General features: G+C 74.2%; 18 protein-coding genes. 6 read left to right on the top strand and 12 right to left on the bottom strand.

Annotated features, from left to right (window positions below):
* A partial coding sequence (locus VGB14_07770; GenBank protein HEX9992806.1) for a hypothetical protein occupies positions 1–198 on the bottom strand: 198 nt, incomplete at its 3' end.
* A gap of 128 nt (positions 199–326) precedes the next feature.
* Here VGB14_07770 and VGB14_07775 point away from each other — a divergent pair.
* Positions 327–761, top strand: a complete 435-nt coding sequence (locus VGB14_07775; protein HEX9992807.1) for a hypothetical protein — start codon at positions 327–329, stop codon at positions 759–761.
* A gap of 413 nt (positions 762–1,174) precedes the next feature.
* On the opposite strand, the gene VGB14_07780 is transcribed toward VGB14_07775, so the two are convergent.
* The 3 genes from VGB14_07780 to VGB14_07790 are packed head-to-tail and all read right to left on the bottom strand — an operon-like array spanning position 1,175 to position 3,980.
* A complete protein-coding gene (locus tag VGB14_07780; protein HEX9992808.1) occupies positions 1,175–1,540 on the bottom strand; it encodes a cupin domain-containing protein in 366 nt (121 codons plus the stop codon).
* Between the two features lie 9 nt (positions 1,541–1,549).
* Positions 1,550–3,127 carry a gamma-glutamyltransferase gene (locus VGB14_07785; protein HEX9992809.1) on the bottom strand — a complete coding sequence of 526 codons (1,578 nt, stop codon included), beginning with the start codon at positions 3,125–3,127 and terminating at the stop codon, positions 1,550–1,552.
* On the bottom strand, positions 3,120–3,980 hold the full coding sequence (locus VGB14_07790) for a MurR/RpiR family transcriptional regulator (protein ID HEX9992810.1): 861 nt from the start codon (positions 3,978–3,980) through the stop codon (positions 3,120–3,122). The genes VGB14_07785 and VGB14_07790 overlap by 8 nt, the downstream gene beginning before the upstream one ends.
* 52 nt (positions 3,981–4,032) lie before the next feature.
* Between VGB14_07790 and VGB14_07795 the strand changes: the two genes are divergently transcribed.
* Genes VGB14_07795 through VGB14_07810 form a run of 4 tightly spaced genes read left to right on the top strand, consistent with a single transcriptional unit; the run spans position 4,033 to position 8,915 of the window.
* Positions 4,033–5,493 carry an aldehyde dehydrogenase family protein gene (locus VGB14_07795; GenBank protein ID HEX9992811.1) on the top strand — a complete coding sequence of 487 codons (1,461 nt, stop codon included), beginning with the start codon at positions 4,033–4,035 and terminating at the stop codon, positions 5,491–5,493.
* Between the two features lies 1 nt (position 5,494).
* The gene (locus tag VGB14_07800) at positions 5,495–6,772 is read left to right on the top strand and encodes an aminotransferase class III-fold pyridoxal phosphate-dependent enzyme (GenBank protein HEX9992812.1); all 1,278 of its coding nucleotides are present in this window, start codon (positions 5,495–5,497) and stop codon (positions 6,770–6,772) included.
* A 20-nt stretch (positions 6,773–6,792) separates the two neighbouring features.
* A complete protein-coding gene (locus VGB14_07805) occupies positions 6,793–8,124 on the top strand; it encodes an FAD-binding oxidoreductase (protein HEX9992813.1) in 1,332 nt (443 codons plus the stop codon).
* Positions 8,121–8,915, top strand: a complete 795-nt coding sequence (locus VGB14_07810; protein ID HEX9992814.1) for a class I SAM-dependent methyltransferase — start codon at positions 8,121–8,123, stop codon at positions 8,913–8,915. The genes VGB14_07805 and VGB14_07810 overlap by 4 nt, the downstream gene beginning before the upstream one ends.
* 16 nt (positions 8,916–8,931) lie before the next feature.
* On the opposite strand, the gene VGB14_07815 is transcribed toward VGB14_07810, so the two are convergent.
* Genes VGB14_07815 through VGB14_07830 form a run of 4 tightly spaced genes read right to left on the bottom strand, consistent with a single transcriptional unit; the run spans position 8,932 to position 13,431 of the window.
* The gene (locus VGB14_07815) at positions 8,932–9,387 is read right to left on the bottom strand and encodes a DoxX family protein (GenBank protein HEX9992815.1); all 456 of its coding nucleotides are present in this window, start codon (positions 9,385–9,387) and stop codon (positions 8,932–8,934) included.
* 27 nt (positions 9,388–9,414) lie between these two features.
* On the bottom strand, positions 9,415–11,427 hold the full coding sequence (locus VGB14_07820) for a thiamine pyrophosphate-dependent enzyme (GenBank protein ID HEX9992816.1): 2,013 nt from the start codon (positions 11,425–11,427) through the stop codon (positions 9,415–9,417).
* 7 nt (positions 11,428–11,434) lie between these two features.
* On the bottom strand, positions 11,435–12,205 hold the full coding sequence (locus tag VGB14_07825; protein ID HEX9992817.1) for a glycerophosphodiester phosphodiesterase: 771 nt from the start codon (positions 12,203–12,205) through the stop codon (positions 11,435–11,437).
* Complete coding sequence (locus VGB14_07830; protein ID HEX9992818.1) at positions 12,202–13,431, bottom strand: cyclopropane-fatty-acyl-phospholipid synthase family protein; 1,230 nt, start codon at positions 13,429–13,431, stop codon at positions 12,202–12,204. Before VGB14_07830 ends, VGB14_07825 begins: the two co-directional genes overlap by 4 nt.
* Before the next feature lie 80 nt (positions 13,432–13,511).
* Between VGB14_07830 and VGB14_07835 the strand changes: the two genes are divergently transcribed.
* Positions 13,512–14,933 (top strand): aldehyde dehydrogenase family protein, encoded by a 1,422-nt coding sequence (locus VGB14_07835; GenBank protein ID HEX9992819.1) that lies wholly within the window; start codon positions 13,512–13,514, stop codon positions 14,931–14,933.
* A 17-nt stretch (positions 14,934–14,950) separates the two neighbouring features.
* Here VGB14_07835 and ugpC read toward each other — a convergent pair whose 3' ends face one another.
* Genes ugpC through VGB14_07855 form a run of 4 tightly spaced genes read right to left on the bottom strand, consistent with a single transcriptional unit; the run spans position 14,951 to position 19,862 of the window.
* Positions 14,951–16,156: a sn-glycerol-3-phosphate ABC transporter ATP-binding protein UgpC gene (ugpC, locus tag VGB14_07840; protein ID HEX9992820.1), complete on the bottom strand. Its 1,206-nt coding sequence runs from the start codon at positions 16,154–16,156 to the stop codon at positions 14,951–14,953.
* 24 nt (positions 16,157–16,180) lie between these two features.
* Complete coding sequence (locus VGB14_07845) at positions 16,181–17,146, bottom strand: carbohydrate ABC transporter permease (protein ID HEX9992821.1); 966 nt, start codon at positions 17,144–17,146, stop codon at positions 16,181–16,183.
* Complete coding sequence (locus VGB14_07850; protein ID HEX9992822.1) at positions 17,143–18,486, bottom strand: sugar ABC transporter permease; 1,344 nt, start codon at positions 18,484–18,486, stop codon at positions 17,143–17,145. Before VGB14_07850 ends, VGB14_07845 begins: the two co-directional genes overlap by 4 nt.
* Positions 18,487–18,542: 56 nt before the next feature.
* A complete protein-coding gene (locus VGB14_07855) occupies positions 18,543–19,862 on the bottom strand; it encodes an ABC transporter substrate-binding protein (protein HEX9992823.1) in 1,320 nt (439 codons plus the stop codon).
* Positions 19,863–20,003: the final 141 nt, after the last annotated feature.

A 20,003-nucleotide genomic window follows, 5' to 3' on the forward strand; every position in this document is an offset into this window, starting at 1 on the left:
GACCGGCAGCTGGGGCAGGTCGGGGTTGCACTTCAGCGCGGCGGCCGCCCGCCACTCGGGCCGCTCGGCCAGGCGCCCGGCCGCCCGCTCGGCGCCGGTGAAGTTCGGGATGCGGCCTCGCGCGCCGGGGAACCGGGCGGCGCCGGCACCGGTCAGCGCGTCCCACACCCGCTCCCTGACCTGCTGCTTGGCGTCCACGGCCCCGTGCTACCTGATCGTCATGGAACCGACCAGCCGGGTCCACCGTCGGAGTGATCGGATCTGTGAGGCTTCAAGCGCGGGCGACCCGGCCGATGGGAGCGGGCCCGACCGTGGAGGGAGGGGCGATGGACACGTGGAGCCCGACGAGTGCAGCACCGACGGAGGTGGCGTCGTTCGCCGCCCGGCTCGGCCGGCTGACCGGTGACCAGATCGAGGCCCTCGCCGGCGTCGTGCGGGCCGAGCTCGGCTCGGCCGACGGGGAGGTGCAGTGGTGGCGGGCCACCCTCGGGGTCGAGCGCTCGCTGCGCTGCGCCCGGCGCGGCCGGCTGGCCGGCGCCGCCGGGCACGAGGCGTCCGCCGCCGTCCTGCGGGCCGCCGACGCCGCCGGCATCCGCTCGACCCGCCGCGACGACGTGACCCTCGTGGCCAGGGCGGCGTCCGACGTCGCCAGGGCCATGGTCGCCGGCGGCGAGCAGGTGCCCTGCCGGGTGGCCGCCGTGCCGGCGTGGGCCGCCGTCCTCGCCACCGCCGACGCCGCCGCCGTCGTCGTCGTCGCCTGACCGGGCGCAGCCGCCGCCGCCGGGCCGAGGCGTCGGCCGGCCAAAACGCGAGAAGCCCCGAGTAGCCTCCCGGCCGAAACCGGTCCGCTCCTCGGGGCGTCCCCGCGGTCCGGCCCCGTCAGGCGCCGGACCGGCCCGAAGGCCGCCCGGCCCCCGTGGCTCCGCCACCCGAAGGTGCGACGCCCGGGACCGTCCCTCCGCCAGACGCTCCCGAACCAGCGACCCCGGCGCCCCGTTCGGCCGAAGCCTCCCGGTGCCTCCGGTGCCGCCGGGCTCGTTCCTGCCTGGCGTGCCGTCACGATGCACCAGCCATCGCCGCAGGTCAAGCGATAGTTTTCAACTCACAGGGTTATCCCGAGACTTTTTTCGAAGTCCCCAGGACGGGCCCTGTTGCCCACAGCGCCGTCCACACCTCAGGCGTCGCGATGGACGGTCTCGGGGGCGAACGCGGGGAGGCAGACGGCGACGTAGTGGGCGCCGCCCGGCCGGGGGCTGGCGTACCGCACCCACTCGCCGGCCGGCACGTGGACGGCCTGGCCCTCGCCGACCTCGAGCACCTCGCCCCCCTCGGAGCGCACCTCCAGCAGGCCGGCCAGGACGACCGTGTACTCGTCGAACTCGGGCCGCTGGCCGGGCTCCTCCCAGCCCTCGGGGCTGCGCATGACGGCGACGCTGACCGCCTCGGTGCCGGTGTTGACCCGGCCGACGAACTCGTCGATCAGCTTGGGCGGCGTGCCCGCCGCCTCGACCCGGCTGGCGGAGGGGATGAGTCGGGGCATGGGGCGTGTCTAGTACCCGGCCGCCGCCCCGGTGAGCGCCCGCGGGTCGGCCGCCCCGCCCCACACGCCGCCCCGCCCGGCCTCGATGAGGTGGGCGTGGCCGAAGCCGTGGTCGAGGCCGTCGGCCACCGCCACCCGGTGGCCCCTCGCGGCCAGCCCGTCGGCCCAGGCCGGCGGGGCGTCGTGCTCGAGGCGGAGGCCGATGCCGGCCGGGTCCTCCCACGTGTCGAAGCCCCGGGTGCCCGAACCGGAGAGCGCCCAGCGGGGCGCCGAGATGACCGTCCCCGGCGAGTGCCCGGCGGCGAGCCACCGGGCGAGGAGCTGGAGGACGATCTGGGGCTGGGTGTCGCCGCCCATGGTGCCGACGACCCCCCGCAGGCGCCCGTCGCCGGTGGTGACCAGCGCGGGGGACAGGGTGTGGGGCGGCCGCCGGCCCGGCCCGTACTCGGCCGGGTGACCGGGCTCGAGCGAGAAGCCGATGCCCCGGTTCTGGAGGAAGATCCCCGTCCTCGGCTCCACCACGTGGGCGCCGAACCCCGCCGCGTTCGACTGGATGAGCGAGACGGCCATCCCGGCGCCGTCGGCGGTGCAGAGGTAGATCGTCCCGCCACCGGCGGCGGGCGCGGCGAGGGCGCGGGCCCGGTCGGGGTCGACCGCCGCCCGCCGGGGGGCCAGGCGCGCGGGGGCGACGAGGGCCTCGCCGTCGGCGTGCTCGTGCAGCACGGCGGTGCGGTCGTGCCCCGCCTGCTTGGCCGCCTCGGCCAGCAGGTGGGCCCACGCCGGGTCGTCGGGGTCGTCGGGCAGCGGGAGGCCGTCGGCGATCCAGGCGCCGGCCAGGGTGAGGTAGCCCTGCGAGTTGGGCGGCACGGTCCACAGGCGGTGGCCGAAGGCGTCGGCGCCGAGCGGCGCCACCCAGTCGGCCTGCACCCGGCGCAGGTCGTCCTCGCTGAACTCGCCGCCGCCCACCTCGACCAGGCCCTCGCCGAAGTCGCCCAGGTAGAACCCGTCCCGCCCGTTCCGCACGACGGCGAGCAGCGCCTCGGCCACCCCGGCCCGGCGCACGAGGTCGCCGGGCCGCACGTCCACCGGGAGCCGGTTGCCGCGCAGGCCGGCGACGGAGGGGACGGCCTTCGCCAGCAGGGGCGAGGCCGGGAACCCGTGGGCGGCGTAGGCGACGGCGTCGGCGAGCACGTCGGCGAGGGGGAGGCGGCCGAACCGCTCGTGCAGGGCCAGCCACCCGTCCACGCAGCCGGGCACCGGCGTGGCCCGCACGTCGCCCCGGAACGGCATCTCGGCGTGGCCCTCGGCCCTGAGGCGGTCCGGGTCGGCTCCCGAGCCGGCCCGGCCGGAGGCGTTGAGCACCGAGGGCGGCCCCGGCTCGGCGGGGTCGTGGACCAGCGCCAGCAGGTCGCCGCCCATCCCGCACAGGTGCTGGGTGGTGACGGCGAGCACGGCGCTCGTGGCGACGGCCGCGTCGGCGGCCGACCCGCCGGCCCGCAGCACCCGCACGCCGGACGCGGACGCGAGGTGGTCGACCGAGCACACCATCCCGCCGGTGGCGTGGCGCGTCGCCGTCGGCTCAGCCATCGACGAGCGACCCGGACTCGCGCCAGGCGGCCTCCACCCGGTCGAGGCGCCGGGTGGCGCTCACCCGCAGGCGGGCGGCCACCGCCGCCACCAGGGCGTTGGCCAGGGCGAGGATGCCGACGTGGCTGTCGAAGGGCCCGGCGCTCGCCGCGGCGGCGACGAAGGTCGGCCCGCCGAGGTCGGCGAGGGGGGAGAGGCTGCTGTCGGTCACCGCCACGATCCCTACCCCGCGGTCGGCCGCCCGCCTCGCCGTGGCCAGCACCCAGCGCTCGTAGCGGCGCAGGTCGACGGCGAGGACCGTGTCGCCCTGGTCGAAGTCGGCGAGGAGCCGGTCCACCCGCACCTCCGAGCCCGACAGCAGGGTGACGCCGGGGCGGACGAGGCCGAGGTCGGCCGCCACCTGGGCGGCGATCCCGTGGGACGCCTCGGCGGCCAGCACCCCGACCCGGTGGCGGCGGTCGGCCAGCCGGGCGACGGCGGCGGCGAAGGAGCGGCGGTCGACGGCCTCGAGCGTGCGGTGGACGTTCTCCAGCTCGACGTCGAGGCTGCGGCCGAGCACGTCGCTCGGCGGGCGCTGGCGGATCCGCTCGGCCGCCGGCCGCAGCTGGCGGGCCAGCTCCTCCTGGATGCCGGCCTGGAGCCCGACGAAGCCGTCGAGGCCGAGCTTCCCGGCGAAGCGGACGACGGTGGCCGGCGACGTGCCGGCCCGCTCGGCCAGCCCGGCGACCGTGCCGAAGGCGACGACCTGGGGGTCGTCGAGCACGACGGACGCGACGCGCCGCTCCGCCGGGGTGAGGCGCTCCCGGCGCTCGGCGATCCTCGTGGCCACGTCGGCCGGCGCCCTTCCCTCCATCGGCGGGCACGAACGTTACTATCAGGCGTCTGCTGAAACGGAGGTTCCAGCGATGACGTCGACCTTCGACTCGGTCAACCCGGCCCGACCCGCCGACGTGGTGGGCACCTACCCGAACATGGGCGCCGACGAGGTGGACGCGGCCGTCGCCGCCGCGGCCGCCGCCCAGAAGGAGTGGGCCCGCGTCCCCGTCCCGGCCAGGGGCGAGATCATCGCCAGGGCAGGCGACGTGCTCGAGCGGCGCAAGGCCGAGCTCAGCCGCCTGGTCGCCACCGAGGCCGGCAAGATCCTGGTGGAGGCGGGCGGCGACGTGCAGGAGGCCATCGACATGGCCCGCTTCGTCGCCGGCCAGGGCCGCGCCGCCTGGGGCGAGACGGTGCCGTCCGAGCTCGGCAGCAAGCTGTGCTGGACGACCCGCCAGCCGGTCGGCGTCGTCGGGATGATCACCCCCTGGAACTTCCCGGTGGCCATCCCGTCCTGGAAGATCTTCCCCGCCCTCCTCGCCGGCAACGGCGTGGTCATCAAGCCCTCCGAGCACACGCCGAAGTGCGCGGTCGAGTTCGTCGCCGCCTGCGTGGAGGCCGGCGTGCCCGAGGACCTCGTGCAGGTCGTCCACGGCTTCGCCGAGCCGGCCCAGGCCCTCACCGTCCACCCCGGCGTGCGGGCGCTGAGCTTCACCGGCTCGGTGCCGACCGGCCGCAAGGTGGCGACGGCGGCCATGCAGAACGGCCCCCGCCTCCTCTCCCTCGAGCTCGGCGGCAAGAACGCCATGGTCGTCATGCCCGACGCCGACCTCGACCTCGCCGTCGACGGCGCCCTGTTCGGCGCGTTCGGCACGGCCGGCCAGCGCTGCACGTCCACGTCCCGGCTGATCGTCCACGCGGACGTGGCCGACCAGCTGGTCACCGCCATCGTCAAGCGGGCCACCGAGCTGCGCATCGGCGACCCGGTCGACCCGTCCACCGACGTCGGCCCCGTCATCACCTCGGAGTCGGCCGACCGGATCGGCGGCATGGTCGCCGCCGCCGTGGACGAGGGCGCCGAGGTCGTGTGCGGCGGCAAGCGCACCACGGCGGACGGCTGCGACGGCGGCGCCTTCTTCCAGCCCACCGTGCTGGCCGGCGTCCGCCCCGACCACCGCATCGCCCGCGAGGAGGTCTTCGGCCCGGTCCTCGCCGTGCTGGAGGTGACCGACATCGGCGACGCCGTCGACATCGTCAACAGCGTCGAGTACGGCCTGTCGGCCGCCGTCTACACCAGGGACATCAACGCCGCCCTGAACGCCGTCGCCGGCATCGACACGGGCATCGTCTACGTGAACGCCCCGACGATCGGGGCCGAGATCCCCCTGCCGTTCGGCGGCACCAAGCACACCGGCAACGGCTACCGCGAGGCCGGCTCCCGGGGCATCGAGCAGTTCAGCGAGATCAAGACCGTGTACGTGGACTACTCCGGCCGCCTCCAGAAGGCACAGATCGACAACCGCCCGCCCGTGGCGGAGAGGGAGGTGTGAGGTGAGCGACGCAGCGACCGCCACCACGGCCGAGTGGCTGGCCAGGGACGAGGCCGCGCTGGCCGGCGTCCTCGCCCGCGTCCACCACGTGGTGGCCGAGCGGGGCGAGGGGTCCTGGCTCGTCGACGTCGAGGGCCGGCGCTTCCTCGACTTCGCCTCGGGCATCGCCGTCACCAACGTCGGCCACTGCCACCCGCGGGTCGTCGAGGCCGTCGTCGAGCAGGCCCGGCGCCTGCTCCACACGTCGGTCGTCACCCACCACCAGCGGTCCATCGAGCTGGCCGAGCGCATCGGCCGGCTGGCCCGGTTCCTCTCCCACCCCCAGGTCTTCCTCTGCAACAGCGGGGCCGAGGCCGTCGACGGGTCGCTGAAGCTGGCCCGCCGGGTGACGGGCAAGCCGGGGGTCATCGCCTTCCGCCGGGCCTTCCACGGCCGCACCCTGGCGGCCACGACGCTGACGACGGCCAAGGGGAAGTACCGGGAGGGCTACGAGCCGTTCCTGCCCTCGGTCCACGTCGCCCCGTACTGCACGACCCTCGGCTTCGACAGCGAGGACGAGGCCGTCGACCGGGCGCTGGCCGAGCTGGACCAGGTCCTCGAGCTCCAGGCGCCGGGCAAGAACGTCGGGGCGATGATCGTCGAGCCGGTGCTCGGCGAGGGCGGCTACGTGCCGCCGCCCCGGCGCTGGCTGGCCGAGCTGCGCCTGCGGTGCGACCGGTGGGGCATCCTCCTCATCTTCGACGAGGTGCAGTGCGGGATGGGCCGCACCGGCCGGCCGTTCGCGGCCGAGACGTTCGACGTGCGGCCCGACGTGGTGCTGTTCGCCAAGGGCGTCGCCTCTGGCCTGCCCCTCGGCGGCATCGTCGCCCCCCGGTCGATCATGGAGCAGTGGCCGCCCGGGGCCCACGGCTCGACCTTCGGCGGCAACCCGGTCGCCTGCGCGGCGGCCATCGCCACCATCGACGTGATGGAGGACGAGGGCGTCTACCACCGGGTCCGCACCCTCGGGCAGCGGGCGCTGGCCCGCCTCCGGGAGGCGACGGAGGGCAACGCCGCCGTCCTCCAGGTGCGCGGGGTCGGCTTCATGCTCGGCGTCGAGCTGGTGGACGCGGCGGCCGCCGAGGCCGTGCAGCGCCGCTGCCTGGACGACGGGCTGATCGTGCTCACCTGCGGCCCGGCCGACAACGTGCTGCGGCTCATCCCGCCCCTGACCGTCACCGAGGACGAGCTGGACCAGGGCCTCGACACCCTGGCCAAGGCGTTCGCCGCCCTGGGCTGACCCTGGACCTGCTCGCCGCCCTGCGGTCCGCCGTCGGGCCGCGGCACGTCCTCGTCGGCGACGCGGCCGCCGGCTTCGCCGTCGACTGGACGGGGCGCTTCGCCGGGCGGGCGGCCGCCGTCGCCCGCCCCGGCTCGGTGGACGAGGTGGCCGCCGTCGTCGACGCCTGCCGGGCCGCCGGCACGGCCCTCGTGCCCCAGGGCGGCAACACCGGGCTGGTGGGCGGGTCGGTGCCGCTCGCCGGCGAGGTCGTGCTGTCGCTCCGGCGGCTCGACGCCGTCGGGGCCGTCGACCCCGTGGCCGGGCAGCTGACGGCCGGCGCCGGCGCGACGATCGCGTCCGTGCAGGCGACGGCCAGGGCCGCCGGGTGGGACTACGGGGTCGACTTCGCGGCGAGGGACGCGGCGACGGTCGGCGGCACGGTGGCGACCAACGCCGGGGGCCTGCGCGTGCTCCGCCACGGCTCGACCAGGGCCCAGCTGCTCGGGGTGGAGGCGGTGCTCGGCGACGGGTCGGTCGTGCGCCGGCTGTCCGGCGTGCTGAAGGACGCCACCGGCTACGACCTCGCCCACCTGCTCTGCGGCAGCGAGGGCACGCTCGGCGTCGTCACCGCCGCCCGCCTGCGGCTCGTGCCCCGCCACGACGAGCGGGTGGTGGCCCTGGTGGCGTTCGGGTCGGTGGGCGACGCGGTCGCCGCCGCCGGCGGCCTCCGGCGCCGGCTGGCCTCGCTGGAGGCCGCCGAGCTGGTCCTCGCCGACGGCGTCGACCTGGTGTGCCCCCATCTCGGCCTGGCCCCGCCGTTCCCGGCCCGGCACGCCGCCCTGCTCACCGTGGAGGCGGCCGCCGCGGAGGACCCGACGGCGGCGCTGGCCGAGGCCGTCGCCGACCTCGACGGGGTGGCCGACGTGGCCGTCGCCGCCGACGGCCCCCGGCGGGCCCGGCTGTGGCGCTACCGGGAGGCCCACACCGAGGCGATCAACCTGATCGGCCCGCCCCACAAGCTCGACGTCGCCCTGCCCCTCGCCCGCCTGGCCGAGTTCGCCGCGGAGGTGCCGGCGGCGGTCGCCCGGGTGGCGCCGTCGGCGCGGACGTGGGTGTTCGGCCACGCCGCCGACGGGAACCTGCACGTGAACGTCACCGGCGTGGCCCCGGGCGACGACGCCGTCGACGAGGCCGTCGTCCGCCTCAGCCTCGCCATGGGCGGCAGCACCGGCGCCGAGCACGGCGTGGGCACGGCCAAGCGCCGGTGGCTGGCCCTCGACCGCTCGCCCGCCGACCTCGCCGCCATGCGGGCCGTCAAGGCCGCCCTCGACCCCGCCGGCATCCTCAACCCGAACGTGCTGCTCCCTTGAGCGACGACTCGACCAGGGCGGCCCGGCTCTACGAGCCGTTCGCCGAGCGCTACCACCTGATCTACGAGGACTGGTGGGCGGCGGCCGAGATCGAGGGCGAGGTGCTCGACAACCTGCTGCGGGCCGAGGGGGTGGCGCCGCCCGGGCCGCTGCTCGACTGCACGTGCGGGATCGGCACCCAGGCGCTGCCCCTCGCCGCCCTGGGGTGGTCGGTGACGGGCACGGACCTGACCCCGGCCGCCGTCGACCGGGCCCGGCGGGAGGCGGCCGAGCGGGGCATCGCCCTCGAGGTCGGGGTGGCCGACGTCCGCCGGCTGGGCGACGCCCTCGGCGACCGCACGTTCGCCGCCGTCCTCACCTGCGACAACGCCCTGCCCCACCTCCAGACCGAGGAGGACCTGGGCGCCGCCCTGGGGTCGATCGCCGGACGGCTGGTGCCCGGCGGGCTGCTCCTCGCCACCGTGCGCGACTACGACGCCGTGCTCGCCGACCGGCCGACCGGGATCGCCCCGTGGACGATGGGGCGCCCCGGGGCCCGGCGGGTGATGACCCAGGCGTGGTGGTGGGACCCGTCGGGGGCGCCCGCCTACGACTTCGACCTGTTCGTGCTGGAGGAGGGGGCCGGCGAGGACGGCGGCTGGCGCACGACCCACGTCGACGGCCGCTACCGGGCCTGGCGGCGGGCCGAGCTGGTCGCCGCCGTCGAGGCCGCCGGGTACGTCGACGTCCGCTGGCTGGCCGAGGGCACGGGCTGGTACCAGCCGGTGATCCTCGCCCGCCGGCCGTCGTGACCGTCGAAGGCGGGCCCTAGCCGGGCAGGACGCGGGAGCGCTTGGCCGCCTGGCGGGCCCGCCAGCGCAGGGAGGGGCGGCCCTCGGTGTCGGTGGCGGCGAGGATCAGCCCGCCGAGCATCGACAGGTTCTTCAGGAAGTGGATGCGCTGGCCCCGCCGGGCCTGGGCGTCCTCGACCTCCCAGAACCGGTGGCCGGCCAGCGTCGTCGGCACGAGCGTCCCGGCCAGGGCGAGGGCCGACAGCCGGGGCAGCTTGCCGATCGCCAGCAGCACTCCGGCCCCCACCTGCACGCCGCCGTTCACCTTCACGAGCGTGGCCGGGTCGTCGGGCAGGTTGAGCGGGCCGGCCAGCTTCGTCGTCACCGGCTCGGCCGTCGGCGCCTTGGGGTCCGGGTTCCTGAACGAGTCCCAGCCGCCGACCACGAACATGGCGGCCATCATCGGGCGGGCGACGCGACGGGTGAGCGACATGCCGACCTTGTACCCGTGCCGGGCCGGCTAGTAGGCCAGCAGGTCGCGGAGGGTCGGGAGGACCCGCGACCTGGGGGAGTGGAGGTCCTCGAGGGCGCGGGCGAACGGGACCGGGGTGTCGAGGGCGCCGAGGCGGGTGACGGGGGCGTCGAGCCACCCGAACGCCTCCGTCCCGACGGTGGCGGCGACCTCCGCCCCGAAGCCGCCGGTGACCGGCGCCTCGTGGAGCACCAGGCAGCGCCCCGTGCGCCGGACCGAGTCGAGCACCGTCTCGGTGTCCCAGGGCAGGAGCGAGCGCAGGTCCACGACCTCCACCTCCCGCCCCTCGGCGGCGAGCGCCTCGGCCGCCTCCAGCGCCCACGGCACGCCGGCGCCGTAGGTGACGACGGTGGCGTCCCGGCCGGGGCGGGCGACCGCGGCCCGGCCGATCGGCACCTCGTACCAGCCGTCGGGCACCGGGCCCTTGGCCGCCCGGTACAGGAGCTTGTGCTCGAGGAACAGCACCGGGTTGCCGTCGCCGAAGGCGGCGAGCAGCAGCCCCTTGGCGTCGGCCGGGGTCGCGGGGGCGACCACCTTCAGGCCGGCCACGCAGGTGAACCAGGCCTCGACGTCCTGGGAGTGGAACGGGCCGGCGCCCGACCCGCCGCCGACCGGCGCCCGGACCACGACCGGCACCGGCGCGCCCCACCGGTAGTGGGTCTTGGCCAGGTTGTTGACGATCTGGTTGAAGCCACAGGAGATGAAGTCGCCGAACTGCATCTCGACCATGGGGACGAACCCGTCGAGGGCGAGGCCGAGGGCGGCGCCGAGCGCCCCCGACTCGATGATCGGCGTGTTGCGCACCCGGTCCCGGCCGAACTCCTCGACGAAGCCGGCGGTGGCCTTGAACACCCCGCCGTACTCGGCGATGTCCTGGCCCATGAGGACGACCGACGGGTCGGCCCGCATGGCCTCCCGCATGCCCTCGCTGATGGCGTCGAGGTAGCGCAGCTCCCTGGGCTCGCCGGCCGGTGGCAGCGGGCGGCGGGGCGCCGGGCGGGGGGCGAGCACGTCGCCCAGCTCCCGCTCGGCGGTCGACTCGGGCACCGGGGCGGCGAGCGCGTCCTCCACCAGCCGGTCGACCTCGGACTTGGCCCAGGCCCGCAGCTCGGCCCGCACCCGCTCGGGCAGCACGCCCCGGCCGTCGAGGACGGCCTCGAACCGCAGCAGCGGGTCGCGGGCGGCCCACTGCTCGATCAGCTCGGGCGGCACGTAGTCGGTGCCCGACGCCTCCTCGTGGCCCCGCATCCGGAACGTCTCGAACTCCATGAGCGTCGGCCCGTCGCCGGCGCGGGCCCTGGCCGCCGCCTCCCGCACGGCGGCGACGACGGCCAGCACGTCGTTCCCGTCGACGACCACGCCGGGCATGCCGTAGCCGGCGCCCCGGTCGGCCAGCCGGGCGCAGGCGTACTGCTCGGAGGTCGGCGTCGACAGCCCGTACTGGTTGTTCTCGACGACGAACAGCACCGGCAGCCGCCACACGGCGGCCAGGTTCAGCGCCTCGTGGAAGTCGCCCTCGCTGGTCGCCCCGTCGCCCGTGAACGCGGCCACCACCCGGTCCGACCCCCGCAGCCGGCCGGCGAGGGCCAGGCCGTCGGCCACCGGCAGCATGGCGGCCAGGTGGCTGATCATGCCGACGATGCCGTGCTCGAGGGTGCCGAAGTGGAACGTGCGGTCCCGGCCCCTGGTGAACCCGCCCTCCCGGCCGAGCAGCTGGCGGAACAGCTGGCCGAGGTCCAGGCCCCGGCCGGTGAACACGCCCAGGTTGCGGTGCATGGGGAGGATGACGTCGTCGTCCCGCAGCGCCCACGTCACGCCGACGGCGATGGCCTCCTGCCCGACCCCGGAGAACCACTTCGACAGCCGGCCCTGGCGCAGGAGCCGCAGCATCTTCTCCTCGATGAGCCGGGGGAGGAGGAGGGCGGCGTAGAGATCCCGCAGCTGGGCGTCGTCCCAGCCGGCGGCCAGGTCCGGGGTGGTGGGCTCGGTGGTGGTCGACATGGCCCCTCTAGGGTGCCACCCACTGGCCCCTGGCTTCGAGCACGGCCCGGAGGACGGCCGGCCGGTCGGTCATGATGCCGTCCACCCCGAGGTCGAGGAGCCGGTGCATCTCCTCCTCCTCGTCGATGGTCCACACGTGGACCTGCACCTCCCTGGCGTGGGCGGTGGTGACGAACCTGGCGTCGACGAGCGGCACGCCCCGGTAGGCGACCGGCACCTGGGCGCACAGGCCGGCGATGCGCCCGGCGAGGCGGCCGCCGGCGATGCTCGCCGCCCGCAACCGGGCCGTCGCCTTCCGGGTCAGCGCGGTGCACAGCCCGGGGCCGAGCTCCCGCCGCAGCCTGGTCAGGCGGGCATCGGAGAACGAGCCGACGCACACCCGGTCGAGGGCGCCGGCCCGGCGCAGGGCGTCGGCCAGCGGGGCCACGGCGGCGTCGTGCTTGGGGTCGACGTTCACCCGGAGGTCGGGCCAGGCGCCGAGCAGGTCCTCGAAGCGGGGGATCGGCTCCCGGCCGGCCACCTTGGCCTCCCGCACCACCGACCACGGCAGCTCGGCGATCGTCCCGGCCCGGTCGGTGACCCGGTCGAGCACGTCGTCGTGGAAGGCGAGCAGCACCCCGTCGCTCGTGGCGTGCACGTCGGTCTCGACGTAGCGGTAGCCGAGGGCGACCGCACCCTCGAAGGCCGGCATGGTGTTCTCCGGCCAGTCGCCGGCCCCGCCCCGGTGGGCGAACGGGATCGGCCCCGGCCAGTCGAGGTACGGGTGCCGGGCCGTCACCAGTCGGGGCGGAGGGGCATGGCGCTGCGGCCGTCGTCGGGCCTGACGGCGAGGAGCTGGTGGACGGCGGTGCGGCCGGCCTCGAAGTTCAGCGCCGAGGCCGTCAGGTACAGCCGCCAGATCCTGGCCCTGGCCAGGCCGGCCTCCGCGACGGCGTCGTCCCACCGGCCCATCAGGTTGCGGACCCAGGCCCGGCAGGTGAGCGCGTAGTGCTCCCGCAGGCTCTCGAGGTGGCGGGCCTCCAGGCCGGCCTCCTGGGCGGCGGTGACCACCGAGCCGACCTCGTGCAGCTCGCCGTCGGGGAACACGTAGCGGTCGATGAAGCTCGCCCGGGCGAACCGGGCCTGGCGGGACGGCGGCCGGCTGATCCCGTGGTTCAGCAGCCGGCCGGCCGGGCGCAGCAGGTCGTGCAGCCGCTCCAGGTACTCGGCCAGGCGGGCCTTGCCGACGTGCTCGAACATGCCGACCGAGGAGATGGCGTCGTAGGGACCGTCGCGGACGTCGCGGTAGTCCTGCACCCTGACCTCGACGAGCTCGCTCACCCCCGCCTCGGCCGCCCGCTTCCGCGCCAGCTCGGCCTGGGGCGACGACAGCGTGACGCCGACGGCCCGCACCGCCCTCGTGCGCGCCGCGTGGATCACCATCGACCCCCACCCGCAGCCCACGTCGAGCAGGCGCATCCCCTCCCGGAGGCCGAGCTTGGCGCAGATCAGCTCGTGCTTGGCCGCCTGGGCGTCCTCGAGCGTCGCCTCGGGCGACGGCCACACCGCGCACGAGTACGTCATCGAGGGTCCGAGGAGGATCTCGTAGAAGCGGTTCGAGACGTCGTAGTGGTGGCGGACGGCGGCCGCGTCCCTCGCCTTCGTGTGGCGCCGGCCGTGCAGCCGGGCCTCCTCCGGCGGCGGCGGCAGGCGGCGCAGGCCCGTCCGGCCGGCCTGCCGCGCCACCTCGGCCACCTGGCGGGGGGTGAGCCGCACCTCGGGCATGCGGTCGCGGAGGCGGAGGACGGCCTCCAGGTCGCCCTCCACGTCGAGGTCGCCGGCCACGAACGCCCTGGCGAAGCCGAGCTCGCCCGGCGCGGTGAGGATCCGGCTCAGCGCGTCGGGGGAGCGGACGACGATGGTGGCCGGCGCGTCCGGTGGGCCGAGCCTCGTGCCGTCGTAGGCCTCGACGCCCACCGGCAGGTCCGGCCCCAGGATGGCTTCGACGAGCGATGCGATCCCCATTCGCCCTCCTCGCGGCTCCGTCCCGACGGTAGCCGCGCGGCATGCTAGGGACCCGACGACGTCCCGGCAGGAGGAACCACATGCCCGAGGTGCATCCCGTCCGGATCGGCGACGAGCGCCACAGCGGCACCGAGTCCATCACCGTCACCTCGCCCTACGACGGCAGCGAGATCGGCGCCATCCCCTCGTGCTCGGCCGAGGACGTGGGCCGGGCCATCGCGGCCGCCAAGGCGGCCCTGGCCGACCCCCTGCCGCCGTTCCGCCGGGCCGAGGTGCTCGACACCGCCGCCCGCCTCCTCGCCGAGCGTCGGGACCACTTCGCCGAGATCATCGCCAGGGAGGCGGCCAAGCCGATCAGGACGGCGACCGTCGAGGCGACGAGGGCGGTCAGCACGTTCACCTTCGCCGCCGTCGAGGCCCGCAAGCTGGCCGGGGAGATGGTGCCGCTCGACGCCGCCGACGTCGGCAAGGGCAAGCTCGGCTTCGTCCTCCGGGTTCCAATCGGGGTGGTCGGCGCCATCACCCCGTTCAACTTCCCGCTGAACCTCGTCGCCCACAAGGTGGCGCCGGCCATCGCCGCCGGCTGCCCGATCGTCGTCAAACCGGCCTCGCAGACCCCGTTCTCGGCCATCGCGCTGGCCGAGCTGCTGCTCGACGAGTGCGGCCTGCCGCCCGGGTGGCTGAGCGTGGTCACCGGCAAGGCGTCGGTGGTCGGCAACGCGCTGGTCGACAGCGACGACGTCGCCATGATCACCTTCACCGGCTCGCCCGAGGTCGGCTGGACGATCAGGGAGCGGGCGGCCCGCAAGCGGGTCGGCCTCGAGCTCGGCAACAACGCGCCGGTGATCATCGAGCCGGACGGCGACTGGGAGACGGCGGCGGCGAAGATCAAGGTTGCCGGCTTCAGCCACGCCGGCCAGTCCTGCATCTCCACCCAGCGCATCTACGTGCACGAGGACGTGGCCGGCCCGTTCGTCGACGCCCTGGCCGAGCACGTGTCGTCGCTCGTGGTCGGCGACCCGATGGACGAGGCGACCGACGTGTCGGCGCTGATCTCCACCGACGACCGCGACCGGGTGCAGGCCTGGATCGACGAGGCCGTCGGCGCCGGCGCCAAGGTGCGGGCCGGCGGCGAGGTGCGGGACGGGATGCTGGTCCCGACCGTGCTCACCGACGTCACCGCCGACATGAAGGTGTGCCGCAAGGAGATCTTCGGGCCGGTCGTCGCCGTGCAGACCTACCGGCGCTTCGACGACGCGCTCGCGCTGGCCAACGACACCGACTACGGCCTCCAGGCCGCCGTGTTCACGGCGAACCTGTCGACCGCCCTCCGGGCCGCCCGCGAGCTCGACTACGGCGGCGTGCTCGTGAACGAGGTGCCGACCTGGCGGGCCGACCAGATGCCCTACGGCGGCGTGCGCGACAGCGGCAACACCCGCGAGGGCCCCGCCTACGCGGTCCGGGAGATGACCGAGACCCGCCTCGTCGTCCTCGACGGCTGACGCGAGGCCGGCCCCGCCTACTTGATGGCGAGGCCGGTGGCGGGGTCGAAGAAGTGGAGGCGGTCGGTGGACACCGCCACCTGCACGGTGTCGCCGACCTTGACCCGGCTGCGGGGGTCGAACTTGGCGACGACCATCGCCTTGCCCTCGCTGGTCTGGCGCTCGAGGTCCTCGACGGCGGCGGCGTCGCCGGAGGCGGCGTCGGCGGCGATGGCCTTGACGTCCTCGGTGATCGCCGGGGTGGCGTCCATCTTCAGGTGGACGAGGATCTCCGAGCCGAGCGCCTCCCGCAGCTCCACGGTCGCGTTCAGCTTCGGCATCCCGTCGGAGCGGTCGAGCGAGGCGTCGGAGAGGTCCTCGGGCCGGATGCCGACGATCACCCGCTCGTGGCCCCGGATCGACGGCCGGGCGGCGGTCAGCTCGGGCCCGCACTGGATCGTCTGGGCGCCCACGCAGAGCGACGTCGACCCGTCCTGGCCGATCACCTGGGCGTCGAGCAGGTTCATCGACGGCGAGCCGATGAAGGCGGCGACGAACAGGTTGTCGGGCTGGTCGTAGAGCCGCTCGGGGGCGTCGACCTGCTGGAGCACGCCCCGGTTGAGCACGGCCACCCGGTCGCCCATCGTCATGGCCTCGACCTGGTCGTGGGTGACGTAGAGGGTGGTCACCTTCAGGTCCCGCTGGAGCCGGGCGATCTCGGCCCGCATCTGCACCCGCAGCTTGGCGTCGAGGTTCGACAGCGGCTCGTCCATCAGGAACACGCTCGGGTTGCGGACGATGGCCCGGCCCATGGCAACCCGCTGGCGCTGGCCGCCGGAGAGCTGGCCGGGCTTGCGCTCCAGCCACTCCTCGAGCTGGAGCGTCTTCGCGGCCTGCATCACCCGCTTGCGGATCTCGTCCTTCGGCACCTTGGCCAGGCGGAGGGCGAAGCTGATGTTGTCCGCCACCGTCATGTGGGGGTACAGCGCGTAGTTCTGGAACACCATGGCGATGTCCCGGTCCTTCGGTGGGACGTCGTTCACCACGTGGTCGCCGATCTTCAGGGTGCCGGAGCTGATGTCCTCCAGCCCGGCCACCATCCGCAGGGCCGTCGACTTGCCGCACCCCGAGGGGCCGACGAGGACGAGGAACTCGCCGTCGGCGATCTCCAGGTCGAGGTCGTGGACGGCGTGGAACCCGTTCTCGTAGACCTTGTTGACGTCGTCGAGCAGGACCTCGGCCATGGGAGCCTCCTTGTCGGGCTGGGGTCAGCCCTTGACCGAACCGGCCAGCAGGCCGCGGACGAAGAACCTCTGGAGCGAGAAGAACACGGCGATGGGCAGGGCGGTCGACACGAACGCGGCCGCCGTGAGGAGGTGCCAGTCCTGGCCGCGACCGCCGGACAGGGTGGCGAGGCGGATCGTCATCGGCGCGTCTTCCGGCGACGCGCCCACGAACGTGAGCGCCACCAGGTAGTCGTTCCACACCCAGAGGAACTGGAAGATGCAGAAGGCGGCGAGGGCGGGGACCGACAGCGGCAGCACCAGGCGCCAGAAGATCGTGAAGTGGTCGGCGCCGTCGATCCTGGCCGCCTCGAACAGGTCCTTCGGGAGGCCCCTGATGTAGTTGTGCAGCAGGAAGATGGCGAGGGGCAGGCCGAAGCCGATGTGGGTGAGCCACACCGCCTCGCGGGACCCGGCCAGCTCGAGGTTCGGGAACAGGGTGATGGTCTGGCCGGCGAGGGTCAGGTGGGCGCCGCCCGTGTACAGCTGGAGCAGCGGGATCAGCGACATCTGGAGGGGCACGGCCAGCAGGGCGACCACGCCGATGAACAGCCAGTGCTTCCCCTTGAAGTCCATCCAGGCGAAGGCGTAGGCGGCGAAGGCGGCGAAGGCGATCGGGATGACGGTCGCCGGGATCACGATCGACAGCGAGTTGAGGAAGTGCTGCCACATGTTGGCGGCGTCGGTGCCGGACGACTCGAACACCGACCGGTAGTTGTCGAGGGTGAGCGACGGGTCGGTGAACACCGTCCACCAGCCGGTCGTCTTGACCGCCTCCTCGGCCCGGAACGACGACACCAGCAGGCCGATCGACGGCAGGGTCCACAGGGCGACGAGCACCCACAGGACCCCGGTCGGGATGGCGGCGAGGGCGCCGTGGACGCGGGCGCCGGTCCCGACGCGCGCCCGCGGGATGGGGGCGAGGACTGGCTCGATCGTGCTCGTGGTCAACCGAGGGCCTCCCTGCGGACGCGGCGGGCGTTGAGGACCATCATCGGGATGACGGCGACGAGGAGCACGACGGCGAGGGCCGAGCCCACGCCCCGGTTCCTGGCGATGAAGGCCTGGTCGAACATCTCGTTGGCGATCACGTTCGTGCCGAACTCGCCGTTGGTCATGACCTTGACGATGTCGTAGACCTTCAGCACGAGGATGGTGAGGGTGACGACGACCACGAGGAGGGTCGAGCGGATCTGGGGGATCGTCACCCGCCAGAAGATCTGCGGCGCCGTCGCCCCGTCCACCCTGGCCGCCTCGGTCAGCTCGGTCGGCACCGCCTTGATGGCCGCGGACAGCACGACCATGGCGAAGCCGGTCTGGATCCAGATCATGATGGCGATGAGGAACAGGGTGTTCCAGGGGAGCTGCTGGATCCACGCCTGGGGCTCGCCGCCGAGGCCGACCCACACGGCGTTCAGGAGGCCGATCTGGTCGCGGCCGGCCGGGGTGAAGGCGTAGACGAACCGCCAGATCACGCTGGCGCCGACGAAGCTGATCGCCATCGGCATGAAGATCAGCGACTTGGCCACGTTCTCGCCCTTGGCCTTGTCGGCCAGCACGGCGATGGCGAGCCCGGCGGCCGTGCTGATCAGCACGACGAAGACGATCCAGTAGACGTTGTTCCAGATCACCGCCCGCAGCGAGCCGACGGCGGCGAGCACGACGAGGAAGCCGCCGATCAGCAGGGCCAGCACGGGGGTCGGCGCCGTCATGTCGACGCCCGTCCTCGACCTCGTGCCGGAGAGGATCGTCCACCCGATCCCGAGGGCGATGACGAGCACGGCGAGGAAGAACAGCCGGCTGCCCACCAGGTCGCCGAGGCCGTTCACGTTGAAGATCGAGTCGTTGGTGAAGATGGACTGGAAGTTGTCGAGGCCGACGAACTCGTCGCCGCTGCTGTTGCGCAGGCTGAGGTAGATGGTCCTGATGGTCGGGGCGACGAGGGTGAGGAAGAGGAACAGGAGGGCCGGGGCGAGGAAGATGGCCGGCCTGGACCGCTCCGTGATCGCCGTCCGCCTGGCCCTGCTCGGGTTGCGCCGTCCCCAGACGAAGAAGCCGAACAGGGCGCCGACGACGGCGCCGCCGAGCGGCCAGAGCGCCCCGCCGAGGAACCAGCCGCCGCTGTTGACCACGAGGCCGAGGAACGCGCCGAGGGCGGCGCCGGCGACCGTGGCGAACAGGCGGAAGTTCTTGAGGGGCAGGTCGAACAGCTTGTTGACGGCCACGAACAGCGCTGCCGTGGCCAGGATGGCGATGGCGGAGCTGACGATCGTGGAGAGGAGTTGTCCCACTCGGTCCTCCTGACGAGCGGAGGGGCGCCCCGCTCAGGGGCGCCCCTCCGACGTTCCTAGTCCGATGGCCAGGACGATTCGACCTCCGCGAAGGCGGTCGGCACGTCCGATGCTCCCGTCGTGATGTCGACGGCTGCCGTCCAGAAGCTGCCCGCCCCGACGGCGCCCGGCATCAGGTCGGAGGCGTCGAAGCGGAACGGGTCCGCGCTGGTCAGGATCTCCGCGAACGTCTGGTCGATCTCGTTGACGTAGGCGCTCGTGTCCTGGTCCCGGTTGGCCGAGAGGAAGCCGCCGACGGGCTGCGCGGCCCGGGTCTCGACGTACTCCGTGCTCGACAGGAAGCGGAGGACCTCCATCACCGCGTCCGAGTCGGTGAAGGCGGCGGCGTAGGTGCCACCGCCGAGCACGACGGTGCCGAAGTCCTGGTCCTCGAACGTCGGGAGGTAGAAGGCGTTGACCTGCCCGTCCTCGCCGATCTCGGTGCCCTCCGGCCAGTTGGCGGCGTAGAAGTTGGCCTGGCGGTGCATCATGCAGTCGCCCTCGAGGATCGGCAGGCCGGCCTCGGCGAACGGCGTGGCGGCGACGTTCTGGAGGCCGCCGAACACGTAGCCCTCACGGGACCACAGGTCGATCACGTACTCGCCGACCTCGACGACCTGCGGGTCGTCGAAGGCGATCTCGTGGTTGACCCACTGGTCGTACACCTCCGGCCCCTTGAGCCGGAGCATGTAGTCCTCCATCCAGTCCGTGAACGGCCAGCCGGTGGCCGCGTCGGAGCCGAGCCCGATGCAGAACGGCGTGTTCCCGTCGGCCACCATCTGGTCGGCCAGCGCGAGCAGCTCCTCCTGGGTCTCGGGGACCTCGTAGCCGTTCTCGGCGAAGGCCTCCGGCGAGTACCACACCAGGCTCTTCAGGTCGCTCTTGTTGGGGACGCCGTAGACGTTCCCGTCGATGGTGACGAGCTCGACCCAGTACTCGTCGAAGGACCCGGAGATGGTCTCGACGATGTCGTCGGGCAGCGGCACCAGCTGGTCCTGGAAGTCCCTGATCTTGCCGGGCTGGGGGAAGATGGCGATGTCGGGCGGGTCCCCGCCGTCGACCCGGACGCCGATCTGCTCCTCGAAGCTGCGGTCGCCCTGGTACTCGATGGTGATCCCGGTCTCCTCCTCGAAGTCGGCGAGCGAGTCGGTGAAGCCCTGGGCCTCCTGCTCCACCTCGGGACCGAAGACCGTGACGGTCTGGTCACCCCCCCCGTCGTCACCGCCGCCGCTGCTCGAGCCCTCGTCCCCGTCGTCGTTGGCGCACGCGGCCGACAGGAGGGCCAGCGCCATCAGGAGCGCCAGCAGGCGCCATCGCGGTCGGTGTCGTCGGTTCATCCATTCCCCTTTCAGGACGGGATCGTCCGCCGGGGCGGGATGCGCGCGACCGGACGGGTGACGGTCGCGGACGGACCTCGTCACCCTGGCCGAGCACCTCCCCCCGGAAACGCTCGAACGCCACGCTCGTGCGAGGCGCCT

The sequence above is a fragment of the Acidimicrobiales bacterium genome, assembly GCA_036399815.1.
Classification (GTDB): domain Bacteria; phylum Actinomycetota; class Acidimicrobiia; order Acidimicrobiales; family DASWMK01; genus DASWMK01.